At 61.3% G+C, this 25904-nt stretch carries 25 protein-coding genes; 18 read left to right on the top strand and 7 right to left on the bottom strand.

The window, feature by feature from the left end:
• Positions 1–65: 65 nt before the first annotated feature.
• On the bottom strand, positions 66–929 hold the full coding sequence (locus G5380_RS13860) for a YicC/YloC family endoribonuclease (protein ID WP_005342032.1): 864 nt from the start codon (positions 927–929) through the stop codon (positions 66–68).
• A 147-nt stretch (positions 930–1076) separates the two neighbouring features.
• Between G5380_RS13860 and rph the strand changes: the two genes are divergently transcribed.
• The 9 genes from rph (at position 1077) to G5380_RS13815 (ending at position 10914) form a co-directional block, all read left to right on the top strand.
• Positions 1077–1793, top strand: a complete 717-nt coding sequence (rph, locus tag G5380_RS13855) for a ribonuclease PH (protein ID WP_005339589.1) — start codon at positions 1077–1079, stop codon at positions 1791–1793.
• A 341-nt stretch (positions 1794–2134) separates the two neighbouring features.
• Positions 2135–2788: an orotate phosphoribosyltransferase gene (gene pyrE, locus G5380_RS13850; protein ID WP_139460235.1), complete on the top strand. Its 654-nt coding sequence runs from the start codon at positions 2135–2137 to the stop codon at positions 2786–2788.
• 179 nt (positions 2789–2967) lie between these two features.
• The gene (locus G5380_RS13845; RefSeq protein ID WP_421352821.1) at positions 2968–5400 is read left to right on the top strand and encodes a heavy metal translocating P-type ATPase; all 2433 of its coding nucleotides are present in this window, start codon (positions 2968–2970) and stop codon (positions 5398–5400) included.
• A 10-nt stretch (positions 5401–5410) separates the two neighbouring features.
• The gene (gene cueR, locus G5380_RS13840; RefSeq protein WP_106844324.1) at positions 5411–5800 is read left to right on the top strand and encodes a Cu(I)-responsive transcriptional regulator; all 390 of its coding nucleotides are present in this window, start codon (positions 5411–5413) and stop codon (positions 5798–5800) included.
• Between the two features lie 127 nt (positions 5801–5927).
• Positions 5928–7082, top strand: a complete 1155-nt coding sequence (locus G5380_RS13835; RefSeq protein WP_216952339.1) for a GGDEF domain-containing protein — start codon at positions 5928–5930, stop codon at positions 7080–7082.
• Positions 7083–7112: 30 nt separating this feature from the next.
• The gene (locus G5380_RS13830; RefSeq protein WP_005339598.1) at positions 7113–7376 is read left to right on the top strand and encodes a YihD family protein; all 264 of its coding nucleotides are present in this window, start codon (positions 7113–7115) and stop codon (positions 7374–7376) included.
• A gap of 155 nt (positions 7377–7531) precedes the next feature.
• A complete protein-coding gene (gene ccoG / locus G5380_RS13825; RefSeq protein ID WP_005356121.1) occupies positions 7532–8983 on the top strand; it encodes a cytochrome c oxidase accessory protein CcoG in 1452 nt (483 codons plus the stop codon).
• A gap of 103 nt (positions 8984–9086) precedes the next feature.
• Positions 9087–10076: a serine/threonine protein kinase gene (locus G5380_RS13820; protein WP_139438151.1), complete on the top strand. Its 990-nt coding sequence runs from the start codon at positions 9087–9089 to the stop codon at positions 10074–10076.
• A gap of 229 nt (positions 10077–10305) precedes the next feature.
• A complete protein-coding gene (locus G5380_RS13815) occupies positions 10306–10914 on the top strand; it encodes a thiol:disulfide interchange protein DsbA/DsbL (protein WP_005339604.1) in 609 nt (202 codons plus the stop codon).
• 73 nt (positions 10915–10987) lie between these two features.
• On the opposite strand, the gene pncB is transcribed toward G5380_RS13815, so the two are convergent.
• Both pncB and G5380_RS13805 read right to left on the bottom strand, forming a co-directional pair.
• Complete coding sequence (gene pncB / locus G5380_RS13810) at positions 10988–12166, bottom strand: nicotinate phosphoribosyltransferase (protein ID WP_075116071.1); 1179 nt, start codon at positions 12164–12166, stop codon at positions 10988–10990.
• Positions 12167–12267: 101 nt separating this feature from the next.
• Positions 12268–12903 carry a nicotinamidase gene (locus tag G5380_RS13805; protein WP_043823230.1) on the bottom strand — a complete coding sequence of 212 codons (636 nt, stop codon included), beginning with the start codon at positions 12901–12903 and terminating at the stop codon, positions 12268–12270.
• 74 nt (positions 12904–12977) lie between these two features.
• Here G5380_RS13805 and G5380_RS13800 point away from each other — a divergent pair, with 74 nt between their 5' ends.
• The 3 genes from G5380_RS13800 to G5380_RS13790 are packed head-to-tail and all read left to right on the top strand — an operon-like array spanning position 12978 to position 14444.
• Complete coding sequence (locus tag G5380_RS13800; protein WP_005339607.1) at positions 12978–13628, top strand: NUDIX hydrolase; 651 nt, start codon at positions 12978–12980, stop codon at positions 13626–13628.
• Between the two features lie 19 nt (positions 13629–13647).
• On the top strand, positions 13648–13953 hold the full coding sequence (locus G5380_RS13795; RefSeq protein ID WP_120416227.1) for a hypothetical protein: 306 nt from the start codon (positions 13648–13650) through the stop codon (positions 13951–13953).
• Entirely contained in the window at positions 13950–14444 is a 495-nt protein-coding gene (locus tag G5380_RS13790) for a DUF523 domain-containing protein (RefSeq protein WP_201990897.1), read from the top strand. Before G5380_RS13795 ends, G5380_RS13790 begins: the two co-directional genes overlap by 4 nt.
• Here the strand turns inward: G5380_RS13790 and G5380_RS13785 are convergent.
• The 3 genes from G5380_RS13785 to G5380_RS13775 all read right to left on the bottom strand — a co-directional run bounded on the left by G5380_RS13785 (position 14369) and on the right by G5380_RS13775 (position 17881).
• Entirely contained in the window at positions 14369–15334 is a 966-nt protein-coding gene (locus tag G5380_RS13785) for an acyltransferase (RefSeq protein ID WP_421209109.1), read from the bottom strand. The genes G5380_RS13790 and G5380_RS13785 overlap by 76 nt on opposite strands.
• A 6-nt stretch (positions 15335–15340) precedes the next feature.
• Complete coding sequence (locus tag G5380_RS13780) at positions 15341–16240, bottom strand: acyltransferase (protein WP_421209108.1); 900 nt, start codon at positions 16238–16240, stop codon at positions 15341–15343.
• A gap of 126 nt (positions 16241–16366) precedes the next feature.
• The gene (locus tag G5380_RS13775) at positions 16367–17881 is read right to left on the bottom strand and encodes a YifB family Mg chelatase-like AAA ATPase (RefSeq protein WP_421209107.1); all 1515 of its coding nucleotides are present in this window, start codon (positions 17879–17881) and stop codon (positions 16367–16369) included.
• Positions 17882–18265: 384 nt separating this feature from the next.
• Between G5380_RS13775 and ilvG the strand changes: the two genes are divergently transcribed.
• The 5 genes from ilvG (at position 18266) to ilvA (ending at position 24653) form a co-directional block, all read left to right on the top strand.
• A complete protein-coding gene (gene ilvG, locus G5380_RS13770) occupies positions 18266–19912 on the top strand; it encodes an acetolactate synthase 2 catalytic subunit (RefSeq protein ID WP_421209106.1) in 1647 nt (548 codons plus the stop codon).
• Positions 19909–20187 (top strand): acetolactate synthase 2 small subunit, encoded by a 279-nt coding sequence (ilvM, locus tag G5380_RS13765; protein ID WP_005342011.1) that lies wholly within the window; start codon positions 19909–19911, stop codon positions 20185–20187. The genes ilvG and ilvM overlap by 4 nt, the downstream gene beginning before the upstream one ends.
• Positions 20188–20199: 12 nt before the next feature.
• On the top strand, positions 20200–21144 hold the full coding sequence (locus G5380_RS13760) for a branched-chain amino acid transaminase (protein ID WP_040067634.1): 945 nt from the start codon (positions 20200–20202) through the stop codon (positions 21142–21144).
• A gap of 143 nt (positions 21145–21287) precedes the next feature.
• A complete protein-coding gene (ilvD, locus tag G5380_RS13755) occupies positions 21288–23129 on the top strand; it encodes a dihydroxy-acid dehydratase (protein ID WP_421209105.1) in 1842 nt (613 codons plus the stop codon).
• 3 nt (positions 23130–23132) lie between these two features.
• Positions 23133–24653, top strand: a complete 1521-nt coding sequence (gene ilvA, locus G5380_RS13750) for a threonine ammonia-lyase, biosynthetic (RefSeq protein ID WP_167570662.1) — start codon at positions 23133–23135, stop codon at positions 24651–24653.
• Positions 24654–24702: 49 nt separating this feature from the next.
• Here ilvA and G5380_RS13745 read toward each other — a convergent pair whose 3' ends face one another.
• Positions 24703–25155: an HPP family protein gene (locus G5380_RS13745; RefSeq protein WP_227342965.1), complete on the bottom strand. Its 453-nt coding sequence runs from the start codon at positions 25153–25155 to the stop codon at positions 24703–24705.
• Positions 25156–25231: 76 nt separating this feature from the next.
• On the opposite strand from G5380_RS13745, the gene G5380_RS13740 reads away from it, so the two are divergent.
• Positions 25232–25798, top strand: a complete 567-nt coding sequence (locus G5380_RS13740) for a TetR/AcrR family transcriptional regulator (protein WP_182963048.1) — start codon at positions 25232–25234, stop codon at positions 25796–25798.
• Positions 25799–25904: the final 106 nt, after the last annotated feature.

The raw sequence follows: 25904 nt of genomic DNA, 5'->3' as shown, positions 1-25904 counted from the left end.
AATAAAAGAGCCCTTGAGGAATCAAGGGCTCTTTCGCAGGCAACAACCGGATAGTCAGCGACCCATCACTCGATGTTTTGGATCTGCTCGCGCATCTGCTCGATAAGGACTTTCAGCTCGACGGCGGACTGGGTCACTTCGGCATTGATGGACTTGGAGCCCAAGGTGTTCGACTCGCGGTTGAACTCCTGCATCATGAAGTCGAGACGACGACCGCAGGCGCCACCTTTCTTCATGATCTTGTTGGTTTCGCTGATGTGCATTTCCAGACGATCCAGCTCTTCGGCCACGTCGATCTTCTGGGCCAGCAGCACGATCTCCTGCTCGATGCGGGCCGGGTCCAGCTCGACCTTGGCTTCGGCCAGACGGTCGGTGAGCTTCTGGCGCTGCCACTCGATGATCTGCGGCAGGTGGACGCGCACCTTCTTCACTTCCACCTGAATACCGGCCAGACGCTGTTCGATCAGCGCCTTGAGGTTGGCCCCTTCGCTGGCGCGGGAGGCGAGGAAATCTTCCATAGTCTGGTCAAAACCGCCGAGCAGCTCGGTGGCGACCGCGTCCATGTCCTGCTCGGCGGCAGCCATGACGCCCGGCCAACGCAATACGTCGACCGGATTGAGCTGGCCCTGACCCGCCTCTTTCATTACCCAGCTGGCGCTGTCGATGATCAGTTTGGCCAGCTCTTCATTGATGTGCAGCTGGCTGGCGGCGGCCTGAGCGGCCTCGAAGCGCAGGTTGCACTCCACCTTGCCGCGCTGCAGTTTGGCGCGGAAACGCTCACGCAGAACCGGCTCCAGGCTGCGCAGTTGCTCCGGCAGGCGAATGTAGGTCTCCAGATAGCGCTGGTTGACCGAACGAATTTCCCAAACGGCTGTGCCCCAGTCGCCCTTGAATTCCTTGCGGGCGTAGGCGGTCATGCTGTGAATCATTGATTGTTCCGGGCTTGATGAAGTGTGCGGCCAGTATACTCAGCCCGGCCCTGCTCGTCAGCCGATGCCGTGGTTTTAGCGGCTGATATTTGGGGCGGGATCACTTATAATCCCCCGCCAATTTGAGCCAGCCCAGAGGTCCGTTCCATGTCACGTCCAAGCGATCGCAGTGCCGCGCAACTTCGCCCGGTTACCATTACCCGCAATTTCACCAAACATGCAGAAGGCTCAGTGCTGGTGGAGTTCGGTAACACTCGCGTGCTCTGCACCGCCAGCGTCGACACCAGCGTGCCGCGCTTCCTGAAAGGGAAGAACCAGGGCTGGGTTACTGCCGAATACGGCATGCTGCCGCGCTCCACCCACTCCCGGATGAACCGCGAAGCGGCCTCCGGCAAGCAGAGTGGCCGCACTCTGGAGATCTCCCGTCTGATCGCCCGCTCCCTGCGCGCCGCGGTAGACCTGACTGCGCTGGGCGAGCACTCCATTACCGTTGACTGTGACGTGCTGCAAGCCGATGGCGGCACTCGCACCGCCTCCATTACCGGTGCCTGCGTGGCGCTGGTGGATGCGCTGAACTGGATGGTCGAGAAGGGCATGATCAAGCAGAGCCCGCTCAAGCAGATGATCGCCGCCGTCTCCGTCGGTATGTATCAGGGTGAAGCCATCTGCGATCTGGAGTACATCGAAGACTCCGCCGCCGAGACCGACATGAACGTGGTGATGACCGAAGATGGTCGCATCATTGAGGTGCAGGGCACCGCGGAGGCCGAGCCCTTCACCCATGAGGAGCTGCTGGAGATGCTGGCGCTCGCCAAGGGCGGCATCGCCGACATCATTGCGCTGCAGAAGCAGTCGCTCTCCTGATACCAGGACCTGTTGATGTTTCGGCACAAGTCGCGTTGCAGTGTCAAAGGATGCCAGGCTAGGCGCAGGATGCCGCCAATGGTTATTCCCTTGGCAAGTCCTGCAACAACGCATGGCATCCTTTGCCACGCAACCCGTAGGGACGGGTCTGTTTTTGTGCATAACGTCGTTATTCGATGCCTCGTTTGGATTACCAAACTTCGCATCTCATGCCTAGTTCTGCGCAAAAACCGACTCCGTCGCGGCTGTGACGAAGCGTCAACAGATCCTGCAAACGCGGCATTGACCGCGTTTTTTTATACCCCCACACAAGACAACGACAAGCCAAGCAAGGAGCCAGAATGAAAGCCTACCAGCGTCAATTTATCGAGTTCGCCCTGGAGAAACAGGTCCTCAAATTCGGTGAATTTACCCTGAAATCCGGTCGTAAAAGCCCCTACTTCTTCAACGCCGGTCTGTTCAACAGCGGCCGCGATCTGGCCCGTCTCGGCCGCTTCTATGCCGCCGCTCTGATGGATGCCGGTATCGAGTTTGATGTGCTGTTTGGCCCGGCCTACAAGGGGATCCCCATCGCCTCCGCTACCGCCGTGCAGCTGGTGGAGCAGCACGATGTGGACGTGCCCTGGTGCTTCAACCGCAAGGAGGCCAAGGATCACGGCGAGGGCGGCAATCTGGTGGGCAGCCCGCTCAAGGGGCGCGTCATGCTGGTGGACGACGTCATCACCGCCGGCACTGCCATCCGCGAATCCATGGATCTGATCCAGGCCAACGGCGCCTCGCTGGCTGGCGTACTGATCGCGCTGGACCGTCAGGAGAAGGGCAAGGGCGAACTCTCCGCCATTCAGGAAGTGGAGCGTGACTACGGCGCTCACATCATCGCCATCATCCAGATGAGCGACTTGATCCAGTATCTGGAAGAGAAGCAGGCCGAACAGCCGGAGCTGGCGGCGCAACTGGCGGCCATGAAGGCTTATCGCGCCCAGTACGGTATCTGAGCTCCGCTCGCACCGCGCAATAGCTGAATGCGGCGCCCGTTTGTTCTCTGGCAGCAAACGGGCGCCGTTTTTTTCATCTGCAAAAAGTGGATCATGTGGCTTGAGCTTGCCCTTACAGTAAAGGTTAGGGTTTGCCAGTCGGCGTTTTGTTGTGCCGACGGGTTCCGGGGAGGAACAACATGACCACTCATCTTCAATCACCCATTCATCTGCAGTTGCCGCTCAGCGGCATGAGCTGCGCCAACTGCGCAGGCCGCATCGCGACCGCCCTCAACAAGCTTGAAGGGGTCGAGGCCACCGTCAACTTCGCGCTGGAGCAGGCGGCCATCGAGCTGGCCAGCCCCGATCGCCTGCCTGCGGTGCTCGACAGCATCAAGAGTCAGGGTTACGACTACGGCAGCGAGACCTTTTTGTTCCAAATTACCGGCATGACTTGTGCCGGTTGTTCGGCTCGGTTGAACAAGATGCTGGCCGCGCTGCCCGGCGTTATCTCGGCCGAGGTCAATTTCTCTATCGAACAGGCCCGCATCGTGCTGGTCCCCGGGATGCAGACGCCCGCCGCTTTGCGCGAGCAGATCGAAGCGCTCGGCTTTGGCGCCCAGCTGGCACAAGGCTCGGCCAGCGGCCGCCGCCAGCAGTTGCTGGAGCGGGAAGCGCAGGAGGCCGCCACAGCCCGTCAGGCTCAAACCCGGGTCATCGTCTCGGCTTTGCTGACGTTGCCGCTGCTGGTGGGGATGCTGGCCATGGCCGGACTGTTCCCCTGGCATCTACCCGCCTGGCTGGAGCTGGTGTTCGCCACCCCGGTGCAGTTCTGGATCGGGGCCCGTTTCTATCGCGGCGCCTGGCTTGCCATCAAGAATCGCGCAGCCAATATGGATGTGCTGGTGGCCACCGGTACCAGCGCCGCCTACTTCTACAGCCTCTATCTGCTGCTGACGTTGGGGATGGCCGCCAGCGGCAAGCTCTATTTCGAGGCGAGCGCCATCATCATTACCCTGATCTCCCTCGGCAAGTTGCTGGAGGCTCGGGCCAGACGCAGCACTCAGTCCGCTATTCGCGAACTGATGGCGCTGCGGCCGGAAACCGCCACCGTCTGGCGTGGTGAGAGCTGGCAGAGCGTCGCCATCGACGAGGTGCTGCGCGGCGATCGGCTGCGGGTGCTGGTGGGTGAGCGGGTGCCGGTGGATGGCAAAATCGTGAGCGGCGCCAGCGAGCTGGACGAGTCGATCCTCACCGGCGAGAGCCTGCCGGTGCCGCGCGGCGAGGGCGACAAGGTGCTGGGCGGTGCCATCAACCGCTCCGGCGTGCTGGAGATCGAAGCCACTACCGTGGGGGAGGATTCCAGCCTCAGCAAGATCATCGCCCTGGTGGAGAGCGCCCAGATGGGCAAGGCCCCGCTACAACAGCTGGTGGACAAGGTCTCTGCCGTGTTCGTGCCGGTGGTGATGGCCATCGCCCTGTTCACTCTGTTGGTGTGGTATGCCATCAGCAACGACTTCGGTCAGGCGCTGCTGGCGGCGGTAGCGGTGTTGGTGATCGCCTGTCCCTGTGCGCTGGGACTGGCCACGCCGGCTGCCATCGTCACCGGTACCGGAGTGGCGGCGCGCCACGGCATTCTGATCAAGGATGTGGATACCCTGCAAAAGGCTCACGCCATCAAGGCGCTCATCTTCGACAAGACCGGCACCCTGACTCAGGGGCGGCCTGTGCTGGCCAGCTGGAGCGGCACAGCCGAGCAGCTTCGTCTCGCCGCCGCCCTGCAGCAGGCGAGCGAACATCCGCTGGCGCTGGCCATGCGCGAGGCGGTCGGCAAGGAGGCTATACTGCCCCAGCCGGAGGCGGTCGAGGTGCGGGTCGGTGCCGGTATTGTCGGTCAGGTGGCGGGCCACAGGGTCGCCATCGGCAATCGTTCTCTGCTGGCCCAGCTCGGCATTGAGGTGCCACAACAGGATGAACAAGCCACCGACGGTGCGACCCGGGTCTGGATGGCCATCGACGGCGTGGTGGCCGGCATTGCGGCGCTGGCTGATACCCTGCGCCCCGAGAGCCCGGAAGCCATCGCCACCCTGCGTCTGCGCGGCATCGCCAGCTGGCTGGTGAGCGGCGATGCGCCGGCGCCGGTGGCCCATATCGCAGCCAAGCTGGGACTGGACGGAGCCTTTGACTCCGTGTTGCCGGCCGGCAAGGTGGAGAAGGTCGCGGCGCTGCGGGCGCAAACCCGCGGGCTGGTGGCCATGGTGGGGGACGGGGTGAACGACGCCCCGGCGCTGGCGGCGGCGGATGTCGGCATCGCCATGGGCTCCGGCTCCGATGTGGCGATGGAGACCGCCTCCATCACCCTGATGCGATCCGACCCGCGGCTGGTGGCCGATGCCATCGACATCTCGGCGGCGACCTGGCGCACCATACAGCAGAATCTGTTCTGGGCCTTCGTGTTCAACATCATTGGCATTCCGCTGGCGGCATTGGGCTACCTCAGCCCCGAGTTGGCGGGGGCGGCCATGGCCCTGAGCAGTATTACCGTTTTGAGCAATTCCCTGTTATTGAAGCGTTGGCAGCCGCGGGCCCTCGCCCAAGTCGGCCACAATCTCAGCACAGAATCGAACCGTTAAGGAGTCATCCATGAACATCAGCAAGGTAGCCAAGGCGACGGGGCTGACCGCCAAGACCATCCGCTACTACGAGAGCATCGGCCTCATCACAGCCCCGGTACGCAGTGACAACGGCTATCGCAGTTACACCGAGGGGGCCTTGCGCGAGCTGCGTTTCGTCAAGCGGGCGCGGGAGACCGGCTTCAATCTGGAGGAGTGTCAGGAGCTGCTGGCGCTCTACCGGGACGAGCACAGAACCAGCGCTCAGGTGAAGAAGTTGGCGCAGGAGAAGATCGTCGATCTGCGTGCTCGCATCGCCGGGCTGCAGGCCATGCTCAGCTCGCTGGAAGGGTTGGTCTGCTGCTGCCACGGGGATGAAAATCCCGAGTGCCCGATCCTAGACGAGCTGGAGAAGGGGTGAGCAAGGGCTCACCGGCCAGCGCAGGAGAAAGCGCCGATGATTGATTAACTTCTTAATAAACGGCGCTTTATTGTTGCCGGTCAGGGGGGAGTGGTAGACTGCTCGGCTCTTGTACAGGAGTACTCAGTTGACCCAGAGTGTGACACGCCAGGTTAAGCAGGCCATCATGGTCCAGCTCTATACCCATGCATCGTTCAGTCTCCCCTGTTTGGGCCTGCTGGCGTTTGGCTGGAGTCTGCTGTTTCACGACTATCTGCCTGCCGTCGAAGCGCTCGGCTGGTTGGCCGGGATCTTCTTCTGGCTGCTTGGTCGGGGGTGGCACCTGCGCTGGAGGCAATCCCGCCTGTACCAGACGCCATTGCCGGTGCTGGAGCGGGAGCTCTTTATCGGAGCCACCATCACCTCCATTATCTGGGCCCTCGGGGTGCTGCTCTACATGGACAAGTTGCCCGACACCTACCGGGCCGCCATGATGATGCTCTCCAGCCTCATTCTTACCGGCAGCGCCATCATGCTGTTTGGCAGCCGCCGTACCCTCTATGGTGCCGTGTTGCCGCTGGGTTGCGCTATGTTGTTTGAACTGGGGGCGGGCAATGAGCAGGAGCGAATCGTCTCCTGCATGCTGGCGGGCTATCTGTTTGTCTTTCTGCCGACTCTGCTGCGCCGGATGCGGCGGGAGCAGATCGCCTCGCTCCACCACCGTTTCTCCAACGCCGAACTGGTGGCCGAGCTGAAGGCGGTCTCCGAACATCTGCGTCTAACCTCCCGCCTCGATGGCCTGACCGGCATCGCCAACCGCGCCCACCTCGACGACTCTCTGGAGCGGGCCTGGCGCCGCTGTCACCGTGCCCGGGCACCGCTGTCGCTGGTGCTGGTGGATGTGGATTACTTCAAGCAGTTCAACGATCTCTACGGCCATCAGCTGGGGGATGACTGCCTGCAACAGGTGGCTGGCTTGCTGGCCGAGGTGGAGCGGCGCGAGGACGATCTGGCAGCCCGTTACGGTGGCGAAGAGTTTGCCTTGCTGCTGCCCTGCACCGGCATGCAGGGGGCACTGCAGGTGGCGGACAATGTGCGGCAGGCACTCAAGGAGCTGGCCATCCCGCACCAGAAGTCACTGGTCTCCGGTCGGGTCACATGTAGTTTTGGTGTTGCGACACTGATACCGGACAACAGCATGAAAATCGCCGATTTGATCCAAAAAGCGGATGCGGCACTCTATCAGGCCAAGCATAATGGACGGGATCGAATCGAAGTAGCCTTGATGGGTAAGGTTGCCTGAATTTAACGTGACAGATTAAAGAGGTTGTCTATGCAATGTCATCGTATCGAAGAGCTGCTGGAGTTGTTGCAGCCTGCCTGGATCAAGGAACAGGATCTCAGCCTGGTGCAGTTTGTTGCCAAACTGGCCCAAGAAGCGGGATTTGAAGGGCCTCTGTCCGAGCTGACCGACGACATGCTGATCTATCACCTCAAGATGCGGGAATCCGACAAGCAGGCGATGATCCCCGGTCTGGCCAAGGATCATGTGCCCGATTTCAAAGAGGCGCTGCTCAAGGCGCGCGGAATCAAGTGAATCTTTAGCGGAAGCGCATCACCTCGTGGTGATGCGCTTTTTTGTTGCCGAAAATTGCGATCCAACCCCAATATTAGATACATCTAATCCACACAATTAGCATGCCGTTTAAGATATAATCCGCTCCATAACAAATAAGGGAGCGATGTCTTGCAATGGCCGATCACGACAAAATCGATATCAAGGATGTCACCGACAAGGGCGTAACCGGGACCTTCAACCCCAATACGTTCAAAGCCAGCGACGACAGATTCAACCCAGGCAACCGCATCTATGTGCGGGCCCAGAAAGGGTATTGGCAGCGGATGCGCAAGGCCATGGGCTGGTTCTTTGTGGCGCTGTTCGTGCTGCTGCCCTGGCTGCGTTACGACGGGCGACAGGCGGTGCTGTTCGACCTCGGTCACCAGCAGTTCCATATCTTTGGCGCCACCATCTGGCCGCAGGATCTGACCCTGCTCGCCTGGCTCTTCATGATCGCCGCCTTCGGACTCTTCTTTATTACCACCTTCCTCGGTCGGGTCTGGTGTGGCTATCTCTGCCCGCAGACGGTGTGGACCTTCATGTTCATCTGGTTTGAAGAGAAGCTGGAAGGGCCCGCCAACAAACGGCGCAAGCTGGACGAGGCGCCCTGGAGCGGCGAGAAGCTGGCTCGCAAGGGGGCCAAGCATCTGGCCTGGCTGGCGATCTCGCTGGTGACCGGTCTGACCTTCGTCGCCTACTTCCAGGATGTGACTGAACTGGTGCCGGACCTCTTCACTCTGCAGGCCAGCGGATGGGTGCTGTTCTGGGTGCTCTTCTTCACCATCATCACCTACGGCAATGCAGGCTGGATGCGTGCCATCATGTGTATCCACATGTGCCCCTATGCCCGCTTCCAGTCCGCCATGTTCGACAAGGACACCTTCATCGTCGGCTATGACACCAAGCGTGGCGAGACCCGTGGTGCCCGCTCCCGCAAGGCAGATCCCAAGGCGATGGGGCTGGGCGACTGTATCGACTGCGATCTTTGCGTGCAGGTCTGCCCGACCGGTATCGATATCCGCGACGGCCTGCAGTACGAGTGCATCAACTGCGGCGCCTGCGTCGATGCCTGCGACCAGACCATGGAGCGGATGGGCTACCCGAAAGGGCTCATCAGTTACACCACCGAGCACAAGCTGGCCAACGACTCCACCCATGTGGCGCGGCCCAAGCTGATTGGTTACGGTCTGGTGATGGCGGTGATGCTGGGGGTGTTTGTCTACAACGCCATGTCCATCATGCCGATGGGGCTCGATATCCTACGGGATCGCAACCAGCTGTTCCGCGAAAACAGCGAGGGGCTGATTGAGAACACCTACACCCTCAAGATCCTCAACAAGACCCTGCAGTCCCAGACCTACCAGCTGGATGTGGAGGGCTTGCCCGAGTATCAGTGGTTCGGCCCCCGTGAAGTGACCCTGAAGGCGGGCGAGATCTACACCCTGCCGGTCAGTCTGGCGGTCGATCCTTACAACCTGAAACGGCCGGCGCTGGATATCCAGTTCGTGCTGAAACGGGAGGGTGCGGCGCCCGATGACAGCAAGGGCAACCTGCGCCAGGGCAGCAAGTTTATCAGCCGGTTGTAACTGCGTGTGGCTGCGGGCCGGGCGTGACACCAGTCCGGTCACCAACGAGCACGGCAATGCCGGTCAGTAGTGATAGAATGGGGCGCAACGGCGCCCCTTTCTTATGGTGGATGACATGCGTTTCAACTATTCCGACCTCAATCCCGACCTCATCATGGATGCGCTCGATCTCAGTGGCCTGCGGCTCGACTCCGGCCTTATCGAGCTCAACAGCTACGAAAACCGGGTCTACCAGTTTCAGGATGAGGATCGTCGCCGCTATGTGGTGAAGTTCTACCGTCCCGGCCGTTGGAGCCGGGCCCAGATCCTCGAGGAGCACGAGTTTGCCACCCGCCTTGCAGAGGCGGAGATCCCGGTCGCCGCGCCACTCGCCTTCGCGGGCGAGACCCTGCTGGAGCACGAGGGCTACCCCTTTGCCATCTGGCAGAGCGTCGGTGGCCGCCAGTTCGAGGTGGATAACCTCGATCAGCTGGAGTGGGTGGGGCGTTTCCTCGGCCGCATTCATCAGATCGGCGCCAGCAAGCCGTTTCATCATCGGGTGCGACTCGATGTGGAGAGCATGCTGCATGAACCGCGTCAGCTGCTGGCGTCTGGCGAATGGCTGCCAAGCGGGCTGGCGAAGCAATTCTTCGGGGTGCTCGACGAGCTGATCAAGCATGTCAGCGACGCTATGACCCTGGATGTGGCGCAGATCTCCCTGCATGGCGATTGCCACCCGGGCAACATCCTGTGGCGCGATGGCCCCATGTTTGTCGACCTCGATGATTGCCGCACCGGCCCCGCGATTCAGGATCTCTGGATGATGCTGAGCGGCGAGCGCCACGAGCAGCAGATCCAGCTCGACACTCTGCTGGCGGGCTACGAGGAGTTTATGGAGTTCGACTCGCGGGAGCTGGCGCTGATCGAGCCGCTGCGGGCGATGCGCATCGTTCACTACATGGCGTGGCTGGCGCGGCGCTGGGAAGATCCCGCCTTCCCCCGTCACTTCCCCTGGTTCAATACCGATCACTACTGGCGTCAACAGATAGCGACACTGCACGATCAGCTGGAGACGCTGAAGGCACCGCCGTTGACCCTTATGCCGGGGTGGTAACTTATCCGGCGGCCAGCAGATAGCCCCACCTTTGGCACGATCAGCTGGAAGTACTGAAGGCACCGCCGTTGAGTCTGATGCCAAACTGGTGAAATAGAAGGGATCTTGCGCGGCAAGCGGGACTCGATCTCCGGCCCTGACCATTGACGTCAGCATGGCGAAACAATAGGCTTGGCACTGCTTCGGTTCGCCGGGCGTGCCTCACAGTGATCCCTTAACAGGAAACATCATGAAAAAAGTTCTATTTTTCCTTGCTGCCATGCTGATGATCCCCATGGTTCACGCCGCCCCCGAGTTCAAGGAAGGCGTCAACTACGATGTGGTCAAACAGACTGGCAGTGCCCAGCCGGAAGTAATGGAGTTTTTCTCCTACTACTGCCCGCACTGCGCTACCTTCGAACCGATCGTTGAACAGTTGAAGGCCGGGTTGCCAGAGGGTGTGCCCCTCAAGAAGAACCCGGTTGCTTTCCTCGGCCGCGAGATGGGCCCCGAGATGCAGCGCGCCTATGCCGTTGCCAGCCTGCTCAATGCCGAAGCCAAGCTGACTCCGGCCATCTTTACCAAGATCCACACCCAGCGTCAGCCGCCGATGAGCCGTGACGATGTGAAGAAGATCTTCGTGGATAACGGCGTACCGGCTGAAGAGTTCGACGGTGCTGTCGACAGCTTCGCCGTCTCCGGCATGGTCTCCCAGTTCGATCGCAACACCGAGAGCTACAACATTCGCGGTGTACCGGCTTTCCTGGTGAACGGCAAGTACATGGTGAAGATTGAATCCATCACCTCTCAAGAGCAGTTCAACAAGCTGGTGCAGTTCCTGCTGGCCAAGAAAGACTGATACCTTTTGAGTTGATTAAAAAAGCCTGCCGGTGCGAACCAGCGGGCTTTTTGTTTTCTGGTGTTGGGGAAGATCAGACCCCGACGTGGAACGCCTGTTTGAGGTTGCGGATAAACTCCGCATCCCGGCAGAGGGTCTTGCCCGGGCTGTCGGAGATCTTGGCGACCGGGCCGCCATTGCACTCGATCAGCTTGAAGACGATGTTCATCGGGCTGACACCGGGCAGATCGCAGGTGAGCTTGGTGCCGATGCCGAAACTGGTGTTGATGCGGCCACGGAAGTGGCGGAACAGCTGCACCGCCTTGTCGAGGTTGAGCCCGTCGGAGAAGACCAGAGTCTTGTCGGTGGGGTCGATGCCAAGGCGCTGATAGTGGCTGATCGCCTTCTCGCCCCACACCACGGGATCGCCGGAGTCGTGGCGCAAGCCCTGATAGCTGCTGGCCAGCTCGAAGTCGAAGTCGCGCAGGAAGGCATCCATGGTGATGCAGTCGGTCAGGGCGATGCCGAGATGGTCGGTGAACTCGTCCAGCCAGCTGGTGAGGGCTGCGCGCTGGCTGTGCTCCAGCGGGAAGCCGAGCTGCTGGTGCGCCTGGAACCACTCATGGGCCTGGGTGCCGACCGCGGGCAGCTTGTACTTCTGGGCCAGCATATAGTTGCTGGTGCCGCGAAACGCCGGCAGACGCTCCTTGAGGCGACCCACTACCGCATCCTGTACCGCATGGGAGAAGCGGCGGCGGGTGCCGAAGTCGATGAGGTTGAACTCGCTCATCTCGTCGCTGCTCAGCTCCCGTTCCAGCTTATCGATCTTCTGATCGAGCCGATCCAGCGCGTGGCTGACGCCGAACTGGGGGTAGCGGAAGCGGTTGCGCATCTCGCTGATGATGGCGAGCACCGGGATCTCCCACAGGATCACATCCTGCCACGGGCCCTCGACCCGCACATTGATGCGGCCATCCTGCTCGAACACCTTGAGCAGCGAGGCATCGAGCGGCTTGCGGCGCAGGTGGTCGAGGTAGTCAGGAGTGAAGAAGGGACGCTCGGCCAGAAAATCGAGCTCTGGCCTGGTCAGTCGCAGGGAACCGGCGAGGCGCAGTTGCTCCTCGATCTGCCCCATCATGGGCAGCAGATCCTCTTCATTGCGGCTGTGAAACTCGGCCACCACCTCGGCATCCGGATAGCGATGGAACACCGCCTGCTGCATATGCAGCTTGTAGGCGTCGGTGTCGAGCAGGCTGGTGAGGATTGGGGGCATATCAGGCTCCTCGCAGACTGGTGAGCACGATGGAGCTCCCCTGCCGCATATGTAACGTGCAGGCGTCGGTGTCGAGCAGGCTGGTAAGAATCGGTGGCATATCAGGCGTCCAGCAGGCGTTGTACATCGATCAGGGTCTGGGCCAGTTCGGCGCCAGCTTCGATCATCTGGGTGTGGGCGCTGGCAACCGTCTCGGGGGCGATGCCACGGCAGGCATCGAGATGGACGATTACCCGGAAACCGGCGCGGCGCAGTTGCAGCACGCTGGTTTTGACACAGTAGTCGGTGGCAAGGCCGCCGACCAGTACGGTATCGACCTGGCGGGCTTGCAGGAATTCGATGAGTCCGGTGCTGCGCCGTTCTGCCAGGTCGTGGAAGCAGGTGCCGTAGGGATGGAGATCCGGCTCGACCCCCTTCCAGACGAAGAAGTCATAGTCGATGGGAGCGGGCAGGCCGTCGAGCAGCTCGAAGCCCTTGCTGCCCGGTACGCAGTGCACCGGCCAGGTGAGGTCGGCGTTGGGCAGATCCAGCGGCAACAGCATACCGGCAGGGTCAGAGACGGCCCAGTCGGCATTGGCAGGGTGAGAGTCCTTGCTGCCGATCCGCAGCGTGGCGAGGGTGGCCTGAGCGTTGAGCGCAGCCACAATATCATCACCGCCCGCGACGGGCAGTTCGTTCGGGCAGAGAGGGGTAAAGCCCTTCTGCGCATCAATATCCAGGCTGGCGACGGTTCCCATGATTGGCTCCTGCACATACTATTCGTGTGATATTATCTACCAAACATTAATGGAAGGCGAGCAGGGCGATCGGCATGCTGAGAATGAGTCTGGATATGGTGGTGCTGCGGTTGCATGAGGAGCGGCTCGAGCTGCTGCTCGAGACCCGCGATCGCCCCCCCTTTGCCCACTGCTGGCAACTGCCTGCGCTGCGCATCGACGAGACCCGGGATCGGGATCTCGATGCCGCCCAGCGCCGTCTGCTGGCGGAGTGGGGGCTCGGTCACTGCTACAGCGAGCAGGTCTGCACCCTCGGCAATCTGGAGCGGGATCCCCGCGGCTGGTCCACGACCTTGGTCTATCTCTGTCTGGTGGATCCGGAAGTGGAGGCGATCCACGGTTGCTGGCATCCGCTCGCCAACCTGCCGGGGCTGAGCCTCGCCTTCGACCATGTCCAGCTTATCGCCAAGGGACTGGAGCGGCTGCGGATCAAGAGCCGCTACAGCACCCTGCCGCTGCAACTGCTGGGGCCCGAGTTCACCCTCTCCGAGGTGCAGCGCGCCTTCGAAATCATCCTGCAAACACCCATGAATACGGCGGCATTTCGCAAGCGGATCCATCGCGCCGACATTCTGGTAGATACCGGCCGTAAGCGCACCGGCAAACAGCGCCCCGCCATTCTCTATCGGCTGGAGAGCCCCTGCTGCGTGATGTTCGATCAGGTGATGCACGGAGCAGAAGCGTAAAAGAGAGATCGTTGTTGCTATGAATTACAAAGTGAAACTTTCGCTAATTGTGCGAGATGTGGATAAAACCTGTTTTTGTGCTGGCGCCAAAGAGCTTAGCTTGCCCTTCGTTCCATTTGTTGGGCTCCGTTTGCATGAAGATATGCAAGTCTACACACTAGCGACTGTTGGGTGGGCAGACAATGAACAGTGCTTTTATTGTTCTGTAGAAATGAGTGAAGAATTATTGTCCGATGGTGATTTGATAGACATGGATTTCATTATTGAAACAGCAAAAAATTCCGGATGGGTTGGGTTCAATAAAATTCATAGAGCAGAAGTATGAGAGGGAAGGTTTTAGTTAGCGCCTGCTTGCTGGGTCAGCCGGTGCGTTACGACGGTCAGAGCAAGGGAATCGTCAGCGACTGGCTGAGTGCGCTGGGAGCCGAAGGACGGGCGCTGGCCTTCTGCCCCGAAGTGGCGGGCGGTCTGCCGACCCCGCGCCTTCCTGCCGAGCGGCAGGGCGAGCGCGTAGTGACGGCGAGCGGACTGGATGTGACTGACGAGTTTGATCGCGGCGCCGAGCTGGCGCTGGAAATCTGTCAGACGCAGGGCATTCGCTTCGCCCTGCTGAAAGAGGGGAGCCCCTCGTGTGGCAGCGGCCGTATCTATAACGGCCGCTTCGAAGGTGTTTCTGTGGCGGGCGAGGGCAAGACCACCGCCCTGCTGCGCCGCCACGGGATTGCTGTCTTTTCCGAAGATCAGTTGGCCGAGTTGGCTTCTGCGCTCTCTTTGGATTCATTCCCGGATTTGGCGGCAACTGGCAGCGGTGACTGACCGCTCTGCCACCCCTCCAGCACCTCGTCTTTCTCCTGCCAGCGCTGGTTTAGCCACTCCTGAAAACCGCGTTTGAACTGCTTGTCGTTGAAGTAATCTCCTATCAGTTGTTCATTCACCGGCAGCTCCTCAATCCGCACCTGAATGCGTTTTACCCGTCCCATCAGGAAGTCCTTGAACGGGGTCTCGGCGTTGTCCGGATAGCGGATGGTGACGTTGATCAGGCTGTCGAACTGTTCGCCCATGGCTGCCAGCGTGAAGGCCAATCCTGCCGCCTTGGGGGGCATCAGGTGACGATAGCGGGAGCGTGATGCGTCCCGTTTCTGCTCGGTGAAGCGGGTCCCTTCCACGAAGTTGATGACGGTGGTGGGGATGTGGCGAAACTTCTCGCAGGCATTGCGGGTGGTCTCGATATCCTTGCCGCGCAGGTGCGGGTTGCGCAGCAGGAATTCCCGTGAATAGCGGCGCATAAAGGGCATATCGAGCCCCCAGCAGGCGAGCCCCAACAGCGGGATGTAGATGAGCTCGTGCTTCATAAAGAACTTGGGCACCGGCATCCTATCGCGGAACAGGTGGCCGAGCACCACGATATCGGTCCAGCTCATATGGTTGCTGATGATGAGATACCAGCCATCCTTGCGCAGCTTGGTATTGTCCTCAACCTGCCAGTCAATGCGGGTGGTGAGGCTGATCACCAGCGCATTGCAGGCCAGCCACAGGCGCATGAAGCGGTTATTGAGGCGACTGCAGGCGCGACCAAAGGCCGGGATCGGCAGCACTAGTTTGGCCAGCGACACCAGCAGGATCAGGCTGGCGCACCAGGCGGTGAAAAGGATGGTCAGGCCCGCGCTGATGATCAGCACCAGCGGGCCGGGAAGCAGGGATAGCATGAATGTTTACTGCGCCTTGGTTGCCAGCAGTTGGCTCAGGGTCTGGTCCTTCTCGTGCCAGATCCCGTTCAACCACTGTTGAAACTCTTGTTGGAACTCGGGGTCATTGAAGTAATCCCCCACCAGCTTGCGGTCGATCGGCAAATAGCGGACCTGAACCTTGATTTGCCCGACCCGACCACACATGAAGTCCCAGTAGCTGGGGATGCCGTCCGGATAGGCGATGGTGACATCCACCAGTTGATGCAACTGGTCACCCATGGCTGCCAGGGTAAAGGCGATGCCGCCTGCTTTCGGGTGGAGCAGGTGACGATAGGGCGAACCCTGCTTCTGATGTTTGCCCTTGGTGAAGCGGGTGCCTTCGACGAAGTTCATCACACTCACTGGAATGTGGCGGAACCTGGCACAGGCTTTACGGGTTGTTTCAATGTCTTTTCCCTTCAGATGGGGATGCTTTTCCAGAAATTTCCTGGAATATCGCCGCATGAAGGGGAAGTCGAGCGCCCACCATGCCAGACCGAGAAAAGGTACCCAAATCAGCTCTTTCTTGAGGAAAAACTTCAGGAAGGGGATTTTTTGGTTAAAAACCCGCTGCAGTACCAGTATGTCGACCCAGGATTGATGGTTGGCAATCACCATATACCACTCATTCCGGTGCCCTTTGTCCACTCCGACCACATCGAAAGGGGTTTTGATGATGGTTTTCTGGATCAAATTGTTGAAACCGATCCAGCAGCTGGCACAGCCATCCAGCAGCCAGTTGCAGAGGGTGCGCCACCCCTTGAGGGGGAGCAGGAGCTTGAGCAGACCCAGCGAGAAGATGGGGACAAACCAGAAGAGGGTGTTGAAAAAATAGAGCAGGGTGGAGAGGCTGCCGCGCAGTCGCTCTGTCAGCTTGTTGGGCATGAGTCGGGTCCGTCTTGCTGTCGATAAAGGGCCATCAAGTGGTCAGATCTGTGGCCATAATATCAGCCGATTGCCCGTGAGACCATTCAGAGCCGTTATGGGGTCGGACTCACCCTTTCCCTTCTGTCAGCTGCTGCGCAGTCGCGACAGCAGCCTGTCCATGGCGCGATAACCGAGCGCCTCGATAAGATGCTCCTTGCTGATGGCGGGTTGCCCGGCCAGATCGGCGATGGTGCGTGACACCCGCAGGATGCGATGCCAGGCCCGGATGCTGAGCCCCAGCTTCTGGATGGCGTTCTCCAAAAATTCGGCATCTTGCGGTGATAGGCGGCAAATATCCTCTATCTCACGGCTATCCAGCAGGTTGTTGAGCTTGCCGTTGCGACTCAGCATGCGCTCCCGTGCCACCAGTACCCGATCGCGGATCTGCTGGCTCGACTCCCCCCGCTCCGCCTTGCCGGTCAGGCTGCCCTTGGGTAGCAGTGGCACTTCCACCGTCAGATCGAAGCGGTCGAGAAAGGGGCCGGAGAGCTTGCCGAGGTAGCGCAAGATCTGATCCGGGCTGGAGCGGGTCTGGCCGTCACCATAGTGGCCGCAGGGGCTGGGGTTCATGGCGCCCACCAGCTGGAAGCGAGCGGGAAAGTCTACCTGACGGGCGGCACGGCTGATGGTGATGTGGCCCGTCTCCAGCGGCTCGCGCAGGGAGTCGAGCACCTTGCGCTCGAACTCGGGCAATTCATCCAGAAACAGTACCCCGTTGTGGGCCAACGATATTTCGCCGGGCCTTGGGTGGCTGCCGCCGCCCACCAGCGCTACTGCGGAGGCACTGTGGTGGGGCGTGCGATAGGGTCTGTGGTGCCAGTGACCGGCGCGCGGAGTGAGGCCGCCGATGGAGTGGATGGCGGCGGTCTGCTGCGCCTCCTGCTCGCTGAGCGGCGGCAGAATGCCGGGCAATCGGCTCGCCAGCATGCTCTTGCCGGTGCCGGGTGGGCCGATGAACAGCAGGTTGTGGCTGCCGGCAGCGGCGATCTCCAGCGCCCGCTTGGCCTGTGACTGGCCAATCACATCCTGCAGGTCTGGCACATCGGGCAGGCTCTCCGCGCTTTGGGGATTCGGCAGTGGCAGTTCGTATTGTCCTGCCAGCCAGGCGGTGACTGCCAGCAGCTGGTGGGCGGTGCGCACCTCGGCATCCTGAATGAGGGAGGCTTCCGGGCCGTTCTCCCGCGGCACCAGCAGGGTGCGTCCCGCATCCCGGCAGGCGAGTACGGCAGGCAGTACCCCGAGTACGGGGCGGATCTCTCCGGTCAGGGCCAACTCCCCCAAAAATTCGTGATCGAGCAGGTATTTTGCGGGTATCTGCTTGGAAGCGGCGAGAATGCCGATGGCGATGGCCAGATCGAAGCGGCCCCCCTCCTTGGGCAGATCGGCGGGGGCCAGATTGACCGTGATGTGTTTGCTCGGGAACTCGAAATTGCCGTTGAGCAGAGCGCTGCGCACCCGATCCCGCGACTCCTTCACCGAGGTTTCCGGCAGGCCGACCATGTTGAAGGCGGGCAGGCCGTTGGATAGGTGGACTTCCACTGTAACTTGCGGGGCCGCGATCCCGAGGCTGGCACGGCTATAAACCACAGCTAATGACATAAATCCCGTCCTTGAGTTGATATATGTTCTGACTAACTGCTTATTGTTGGTTTTTTATTCCATAGTTCCGGCTGAGGAATAGCCAAAATCAGTGGGTTGTCACAGAAAAAAGGCTTGCCCAATAAAAATCACCGTGCTAGTTCTAATAGCCATTCGCGGTAGAAACCGCCCCAATTTCACAGGATTTCCGGTTGTAACTATGAACATGGCCTCCCGTTTCGTCAGCATTATTGTGGTCCTAGTGGTGATTATTATCTCACCGCTCGGGGCTCGTTTAGCTGCACGGAACAAGGGATAGACCCACCACCGGACAGAACGAAACAAGCGACCCCCGAGCCTCACAGCCCGGGGGTTTTTTTTCGACCAAAGGACAGGATTTTCCACATGAACGGCGCGCAGTTTTTGGTACAGGCTCTCAAAAAACAGGGTGTGACCCAGGTGTTTGGTTACCCGGGCGGGGCCATCATGCCGGTCTACGATGCCCTGTATGACGGTGGTCTGGCCCATCAGCTCTGCCGCCACGAGCAGGGTGCCGCCATGGCCGCGGTCGGTTATGCCCGCGCCTCCGGTCAGGTGGGGGTCTGCATCGCCACTTCCGGCCCCGGAGCTACCAATCTGGTAACCGGTCTGGCGGAGGCGCTGCTCGATTCGGTGCCTCTGGTGGCCATCAGTGGACAGGTGCCCTGTTCCGCCATCGGCACCGATGCGTTTCAGGAGGTCGACGTGCTCGGCATGTCCCTCTCCTGCACCAAGCACTCCTTCATGGTGACCGATGCCACCGATCTGGGGCGGGTGCTGGCAGAAGCTTTCGCCATCGCCACCGAAGGGCGCCCCGGCCCTGTGCTCATTGATCTCCCCAAGGATGTGCAGCTGGCCGCCGTGCCGCCCCAGAGCCCGCTGTTTGCGGTAGAAGAGCCGGAGGTGCTCAACCTCTCGGAGCTGACCGCAGCCCGCACTCTGATCGCTGCCGCCGAGCGTCCGGTGCTCTACGTCGGTGGCGGAGTGGGCATGGCCAATGCCGAGCAGCAGTTGCGCGACTTTGCTGCCGCAACCGGCATGCCTGCGGTCACCACCCTCAAGGGGATTGGAGCGCTCGACCCCGATAGTTCCGTTTATCTGGGCATGCTCGGCATGCACGGCACCAAGGCCGCCAACTACGCGGTGCAGCAGTGCGATCTGCTGCTGGTGGTGGGCGCCCGTTTCGATGATCGGGTGACCGGCAAGCTGGAGGAGTTTGCTCCCGAAGCCAAGGTGATCCATCTCGATGTGGATGCCGCCGAGTTCGGCAAGCGCCGCGCCGCCGAGGTGGGTATCACCACGGATCTCAAGCAGGTGTTGCCACGCCTCGCCATGACTCTCGACATCGCCCCCTGGCGTGAACACTGCGCCGCCATGGCCCGCGAATATGCGTTTCGCTACGACCATCCGGGTCAGGCCATCTACGCTCCGGCTTTGCTCAAACAGCTATCTGCCAAGTTGCCGGAGAGCAGCGTGGTCGCCTGCGACGTGGGTCAGCACCAGATGTGGGTGGCCCAGCACATGCGTTTCACCAGCCCGCGCAACCACCTCTCCAGCGCCGGCCTCGGCACCATGGGTTTCGGTCTGCCCGCCGCCATCGGCGCCAAGATGTCGCGCCCGGAGGATGAAGTGGTGCTGGTAAGCGGTGACGGCTCTTTCATGATGAACGTGCAGGAGCTCGGCACCATCCGCCGCGCCCAGCTCAAGGTGAAGATGGTGCTGCTGGATAACCAGCGCCTCGGCATGGTGCGCCAGTGGCAGGAGCTGTTCTTCGACGGCCGCTACAGCGAGACCATCCTCTCCGACAACCCCGATTTCGTTGCCCTGGCTGCCGCTTTCGGCATTCCGGGTGAGACCATCACATGCAAGGAGCAGATAGCCGGAGCCCTCGATCGCCTGCTGGCAAGCGAGAGTGCCTACCTGCTGCATGTGGCTATTTCAGAGGAAGAAAACGTCTGGCCCCTGGTTCCGCCGGGAGTCGCCAACCACCAGATGATGGAGCAACGCCCATGAACCCGCACACCCTTGCCCAGCCCGCATTTGCACAACACACCCTGCATATCCACGCCCAGCCCAGACCGGAAGTGATGGAGCGGGTGCTGCGGGTGGTGCGTCACCGCGGTTTCAATCTCTGCGCCCTTAATATGGAGCAGGATTGCCAACAGCTGCGGATCACGGTTACTGTCGAGTCGGTACGTCCCATCCAGCAGTTGTGGAGCCAGCTGGTGAAGTTGGTGGACGTCTCCCGGGTCGATGCACTGGAACAGCAACCCCGAATCAGAGCTTAAGGAGCCAAGCCAATGTCACAGCCTTCCCAATCCGCCACTCACCCGCAATACATCTGGTTCAATGGCAAACTGGTGCCCTGGCAGGATGCCCAGGTGCACGTGATGAGCCACGCCCTGCACTACGGCTCCTCGGTGTTTGAGGGGGTGCGTGCCTACGATACCCCCAAAGGCACCTGCATCTTCCGTCTGCAGGAGCACACCCGCCGCCTGTTCGACTCCGCCAAGATCTACTGGATGGATGTCCCCTACAGCGAGTCCGAAGTGAATGAAGCCTGCCGCACCGTGGTGCGCGAGAACGGCCTGAAGAGCGGCTACCTGCGCCCGCTGGCCTTTGTCGGCAACGTGGGGCTGGGGCTGCATCCGCCGCTGGATGCCAAGGCTGACCTGATGGTGGCTGCCCTGCCGTGGGGCGCTTATCTGGGGGAAGAGGGGCTGAAAAACGGGGTGGATGTGTGCGTCACCTCATGGAACCGGCTCGCTCCCAACACCATTCCCACTGGCGCCAAGGCGGGCGGCAACTATTTGTCATCCCAGCTGATCAGCCGCGAGGCCAAGCGCAACGGCTTTGCCGAGGGGCTGGCGCTGGATGTGAACGGCTACCTGAGCGAAGGGGCGGGGGAGAACCTGTTCCTGGTGAAGAATGGCGTGCTGTTTACCCCGCCTGCCACCGCAGCCATCCTGCCCGGCATCACCCGCGACACCATCATGACGCTCGCGCGTGACTTGGGTTACGAGGTGCGCGAGCAGGCGCTGCCCCGTGAGGCGCTCTACGTCGCAGACGAGATCTTTATGACCGGCACCGCCGCCGAAGTGACCCCGGTGCGCTCCGTCGATCGGATGAAGGTAGGGGCTGGCAGCCGTGGCCCGGTGACCGAGCAGCTGCAGAACGCCTTCTTCGGCCTGTTCAATGGCAAGACCGAGGACAAGTGGGGCTGGCTGACGCCAGTCAACGACTGATGAGAGAGGGGAGGCGCTGTGCCTCCCCGAGTCGCTTCCGGTGAGAACTTCCCAGAGGAGCTTTCACCAGGATCGATTCCGATCCACTCGTATCATCACCGCATAACGCATCGAGCCCATATGGGCATTCAGGGAGTAGAGACATGCCGAAGTTGAGATCCGCCACCACCACCCACGGACGTAACATGGCCGGGGCCCGCGCCCTGTGGCGTGCCACCGGAATGACCGATCAGGATTTCGGCAAGCCCATCATCGCCGTGGTCAACTCCTTCACCCAGTTCGTGCCGGGCCACGTCCACCTCAAGGATCTGGGCCAGCTGGTTGCGCGCGAGATTGAAGCCGCTGGCGGCGTCGCCAAGGAGTTCAACACCATCGCCGTGGATGACGGCATCGCCATGGGCCACGGCGGCATGCTCTACTCCCTGCCGTCGCGCGAGCTTATCGCGGATTCGGTGGAGTACATGGTCAACGCCCACTGCGCCGACGCCATGGTCTGCATCTCCAACTGCGACAAGATCACTCCGGGGATGCTGATGGCCGCCCTGCGCATCAACATCCCGGTGATCTTCGTCTCCGGCGGCCCGATGGAAGCGGGCAAGACCAAGCTCTCCGACCAGATCATCAAGCTGGACCTGGTGGACGCCATGATCCAGGGCGCCGACCCCAAGGTTTCCGACGCCCAGAGCGAACAGGTGGAGCGCAGTGCCTGCCCCACCTGCGGCTCCTGCTCCGGCATGTTCACCGCCAACTCCATGAACTGTCTGACCGAGGCGCTGGGTCTCTCCCAGCCGGGTAACGGCTCGCTGCTGGCGACCCACAGCGACCGCGAGCAGCTGTTCAAGCTGGCGGGCCAGCGCATCGTGACTTTGGCCAAACGCTGGTATGAGCAGGACGATGCCTCGGCACTGCCGCGCAACATCGCCACCAAGGCGGCGTTCGAGAACGCCATGGCGCTCGACATCGCCATGGGTGGCTCCACCAATACCGTGCTGCACCTGCTGGCGGCGGCCCAGGAGGCGGGCGTCGACTTCACCATGGCCGACATCGACCGCATGTCGCGCAAGGTGCCGCAGCTCTGCAAGGTGGCGCCTTCTACCCAGAAATACCATATGGAAGATGTGCACCGTGCCGGTGGCGTGGTCGCCATTCTGGGTCAGCTGGAAAAAGCGGGCCTGGTGCATGGGGATACCCGTACCGTGCTGGGTTGCTCCCTCGTCGAACAGCTCAATGAATATGACGTCAGCCGCCAGCCGAGTCAGGAGGTGGTGGACTTCTACCGCGCCGGGCCGGCCGGGATCCGCACCACCAAGGCGTTCAGTCAGGATTGCCGCTGGCCGGAGCTGGATCTGGACCGCGCCGAAGGCTGCATCCGCTCGCTGGATAACGCCTACAGCCAGGAGGGGGGGCTGGCGGTGCTCTCTGGCAACCTCGCGGTCAACGGCGCCATCGTAAAGACCGCCGGGGTGGATGAGGAGAACCTCACCTTCCGTGGCCCGGCCCGGGTATTCGAGAGTCAGGAGAGCGCGGTGAGCGGCATCCTCGATGGTACCGTGAAAGCAGGCGAGGTAGTGGTGATCCGCTACGAAGGGCCGAAAGGGGGTCCGGGCATGCAGGAGATGCTCTACCCCACCACTTATCTCAAGTCCATGGGGCTCGGCAAGGCGTGCGCCCTGATCACCGACGGCCGCTTCTCCGGCGGTACCTCGGGCCTCTCCATCGGCCACGTCTCGCCGGAAGCAGCCTCTGGCGGCACCATAGGTCTGGTGGAGGATGGCGACATCATCAGCATCAATATCCCGGCCCGCAGCATGGTGCTGGAGGTGGCCGACAGCGTGCTGGCCGCCCGCCGCGTCGCCGTCGAGGCTCGGGGCTGGAAGCCGCTCGATCGTCAGCGTCAGGTCTCCTTTGCCCTGCGCGCCTACGCCATGTTCGCCACCAGTGCCGACAAGGGCGCGGTTCGCGATCGCTCGATGCTGGGGGAATAAATCATGGTCTCTGCGGCGGATTATCTACGCAAGGTGTTGCTCTCCCCCGTCTATGAGGCGGCGCGGGTGACCCCCCTGCAAACCCTGAAGAAACTTTCCGAGCGGCTCGGCAACCATGTCAGCCTGAAGCGGGAGGATCTGCAACCGGTCCACTCCTTCAAGCTGCGCGGCGCCTATCACAAGATCGCCACCCTGACCGAGGAGCAGAAGGCGCGCGGCGTTATCGCCGCCTCTGCTGGCAACCACGCACAGGGGGTCGCCCTGTCGGCCGCCAAGCTCGGCATCAAGGCGATCATCGTGATGCCCAAGACCACGCCGGATATCAAGATCGACGCGGTGCGCCGGCAGGGCGGCAACGTCATGCTGTTTGGCAACAGTTTCGACGAGGCCTACGGCGAGAGCCGCCGCCTCTCCGAGCTGGAGGGTTACACCCTGATCCCGCCGTTTGACGACGTCGAGGTGATCGCCGGGCAGGGCACCATCGGCAAGGAGTTGCTGGAGCAGGATACCCACCTCACTCACGTCTTTGTGCCGGTGGGCGGCGGTGGGTTGGCCGCCGGGGTGGCGGTCTATATCAAGCAACTGCTGCCGGATGTGAAGGTGATCGGGGTGGAGGCTGAAGGGTCTGCCTGTCTCAAGGCGGCGCTGGCGGCCGGCGAGCCGGTCAATCTGGAGCGGGTCTCGCTGTTTGCGGACGGGGTGGCGGTCAAGCGCATCGGCGAGGAGACCTTCCGCCTGTGCAACCAGTATCTGGACGAGGTGGTGACCGTCTCCAACGACCAGATCTGCGCCGCACTGAAAGACATCTTCGACGACTGCCGCGCCATCGCCGAGCCGTCGGGCGCCCTCTCGCTGGCGGGCCTCAAGGCCTACAGCGAGCGGGAGCAGGTCAAAGGGGGGCGGATGGCGGCCATTCTCTCCGGCGCCAACGTTAACTTCCACAGCCTGCGCTACGTGTCGGAGCGCTGCGAGATCGGCGAGAAGCGCGAGGGCATGCTGGCGGTGACCATCCCCGAGCGCAAGGGGGCCTTCCTCGACTTCTGTCGTCAGCTTGGCCCCCGCATGGTGACCGAGTTCAACTATCGCTACGCCGATGCCGAACAGGCGTCGCTGTTCGTCTCGGTGCGCCTCACCGGCGGTGACGAAGAGCTCGGCCAGATCATCGATCAGCTCGGTGGCAACGGCTATCCAGTGGTCAACATGACCGAGAGCGAGCTGGCCAAGAATCATGTGCGCTACATGATTGGCGGCCGCCCGGCCCGGCCCCTTGGTGAGCGTCTCTACAGCTTCAAGTTTCCGGAGCAGCCGGGCGCCCTGATGCGCTTCCTCGAGACACTGGGTTGTCGCTGGAACATCAGCCTGTTCCACTACCGTAACCACGGTGCCGACTATGGCCGCGTGCTCTGCGCCTTCGAGCTGCCGGATGAAGACGTGGCAGCCTTCCACGACTACCTGCGCGAGATTGGCTACGGCTGGAAAGAGGTGAGCGACGACCCCGCCTACCGGCTATTCCTGGCTAGTTGATGGCGGGATCGCGATGAAGCAGGAGGGAGGCGTTGTCCTCCCTCTGTTTTTAGGCTGCAATTGGGAACTTCTGTCTGAGCCATTGAAATCCATGGGCCAGTGCCATCAGCAGCAGGGTGCCGGGCAGCACCGTTTGCCACAGGAAGGCTGGCTCTTGTCCTGTCATCAGGATCAGCAAGGGATTGGCGCCCGCCGGAGGGTGAAGAATATTCAGTCCCTGCATCAGGGCGATGGCCAGCCCGGTTGCCAGAGCCATCTGCATTTCAGCAGGGAGGGGAAGCAGGCCGATGACCAGTCCGACGCAGGCCGTCAGCAGGTGTCCACCCAGCACGTTTTTGGGGCGCGCCAGCGGACTATCTGGCAGGGAAAACAACAACACACAGCTGGCCCCGAAAGGTGCCATGACTAGCGCGACATGCCAGCTCAGATTGAGCCATCCCAATATGCCGATGGTGAGTGCGGCGCCCACACCTGCCCATAACGGGCCATACCATTTTGTCATCATGCTTTCCTCTTGGTTTGCCAGAACTGATTAGGCACATTAGGTAGACAGATCGGTGTACTTCAAGAGGCAAATCATGAGTGAGAAGCGTCAACAACTGGTGGCGACGGCCTACCGTCTGTTCAACCGTCATGGCTTTCATGCCACCGGCATAGATCGCATCTGGGCCGAGGCGGGGAGTACCAAGCGCACCCTCTATCGCCACTTCCCGACCAAGGATGCCTTGATTGAGGAGGTGCTGCTCGCTCGTGACCGGGAGTTCTTCGCCTTGCTTGACCAGCGGCTGGCCGGTGTGAGCGGACGTGAAGCTCGCCTCCAGGCGCTGTTCGATGGTTTCGCGGCGTGGTTTGGCCGCTCTGATTTCTATGGCTGCAACTTTATCAACGCCAGCGCCGAGTTTGCCGACCCACGCCATCCGGTGCGCAAGCTGGTGATGGCCCACAAGCAGGCGTTATTGGGCTGGGTGATAAACCAGCTCAACTGTTCTCTGGCACAGGCCACCGAGCTTTGCCTGTTGCTGGAGGGGGCGATCGTGATGGCTCACAGCTATCAGCAGCCACTGGCGTTGGAGCAGGCCAGAATGCTGGCAAAGACCATTTTGGCCGACGATGGCGCGATAATGCAGGCCGCTTCACACTCCTGAGATGCTGGTCATTTGAGGCTGCGTTCGGATGGGATACCCTGAATAGCGGAGAGGCCGCCTGACGGCTTCACACAGGGAAGAGTGCGCACTCAGGCGCCCATAACGA

This window comes from Aeromonas sp. 604443 (genome assembly GCF_049170315.1).
GTDB lineage: Bacteria > Pseudomonadota > Gammaproteobacteria > Enterobacterales > Aeromonadaceae > Aeromonas > Aeromonas veronii_A.
This window is presented reverse-complemented; position numbering and strand designations above follow the sequence as displayed.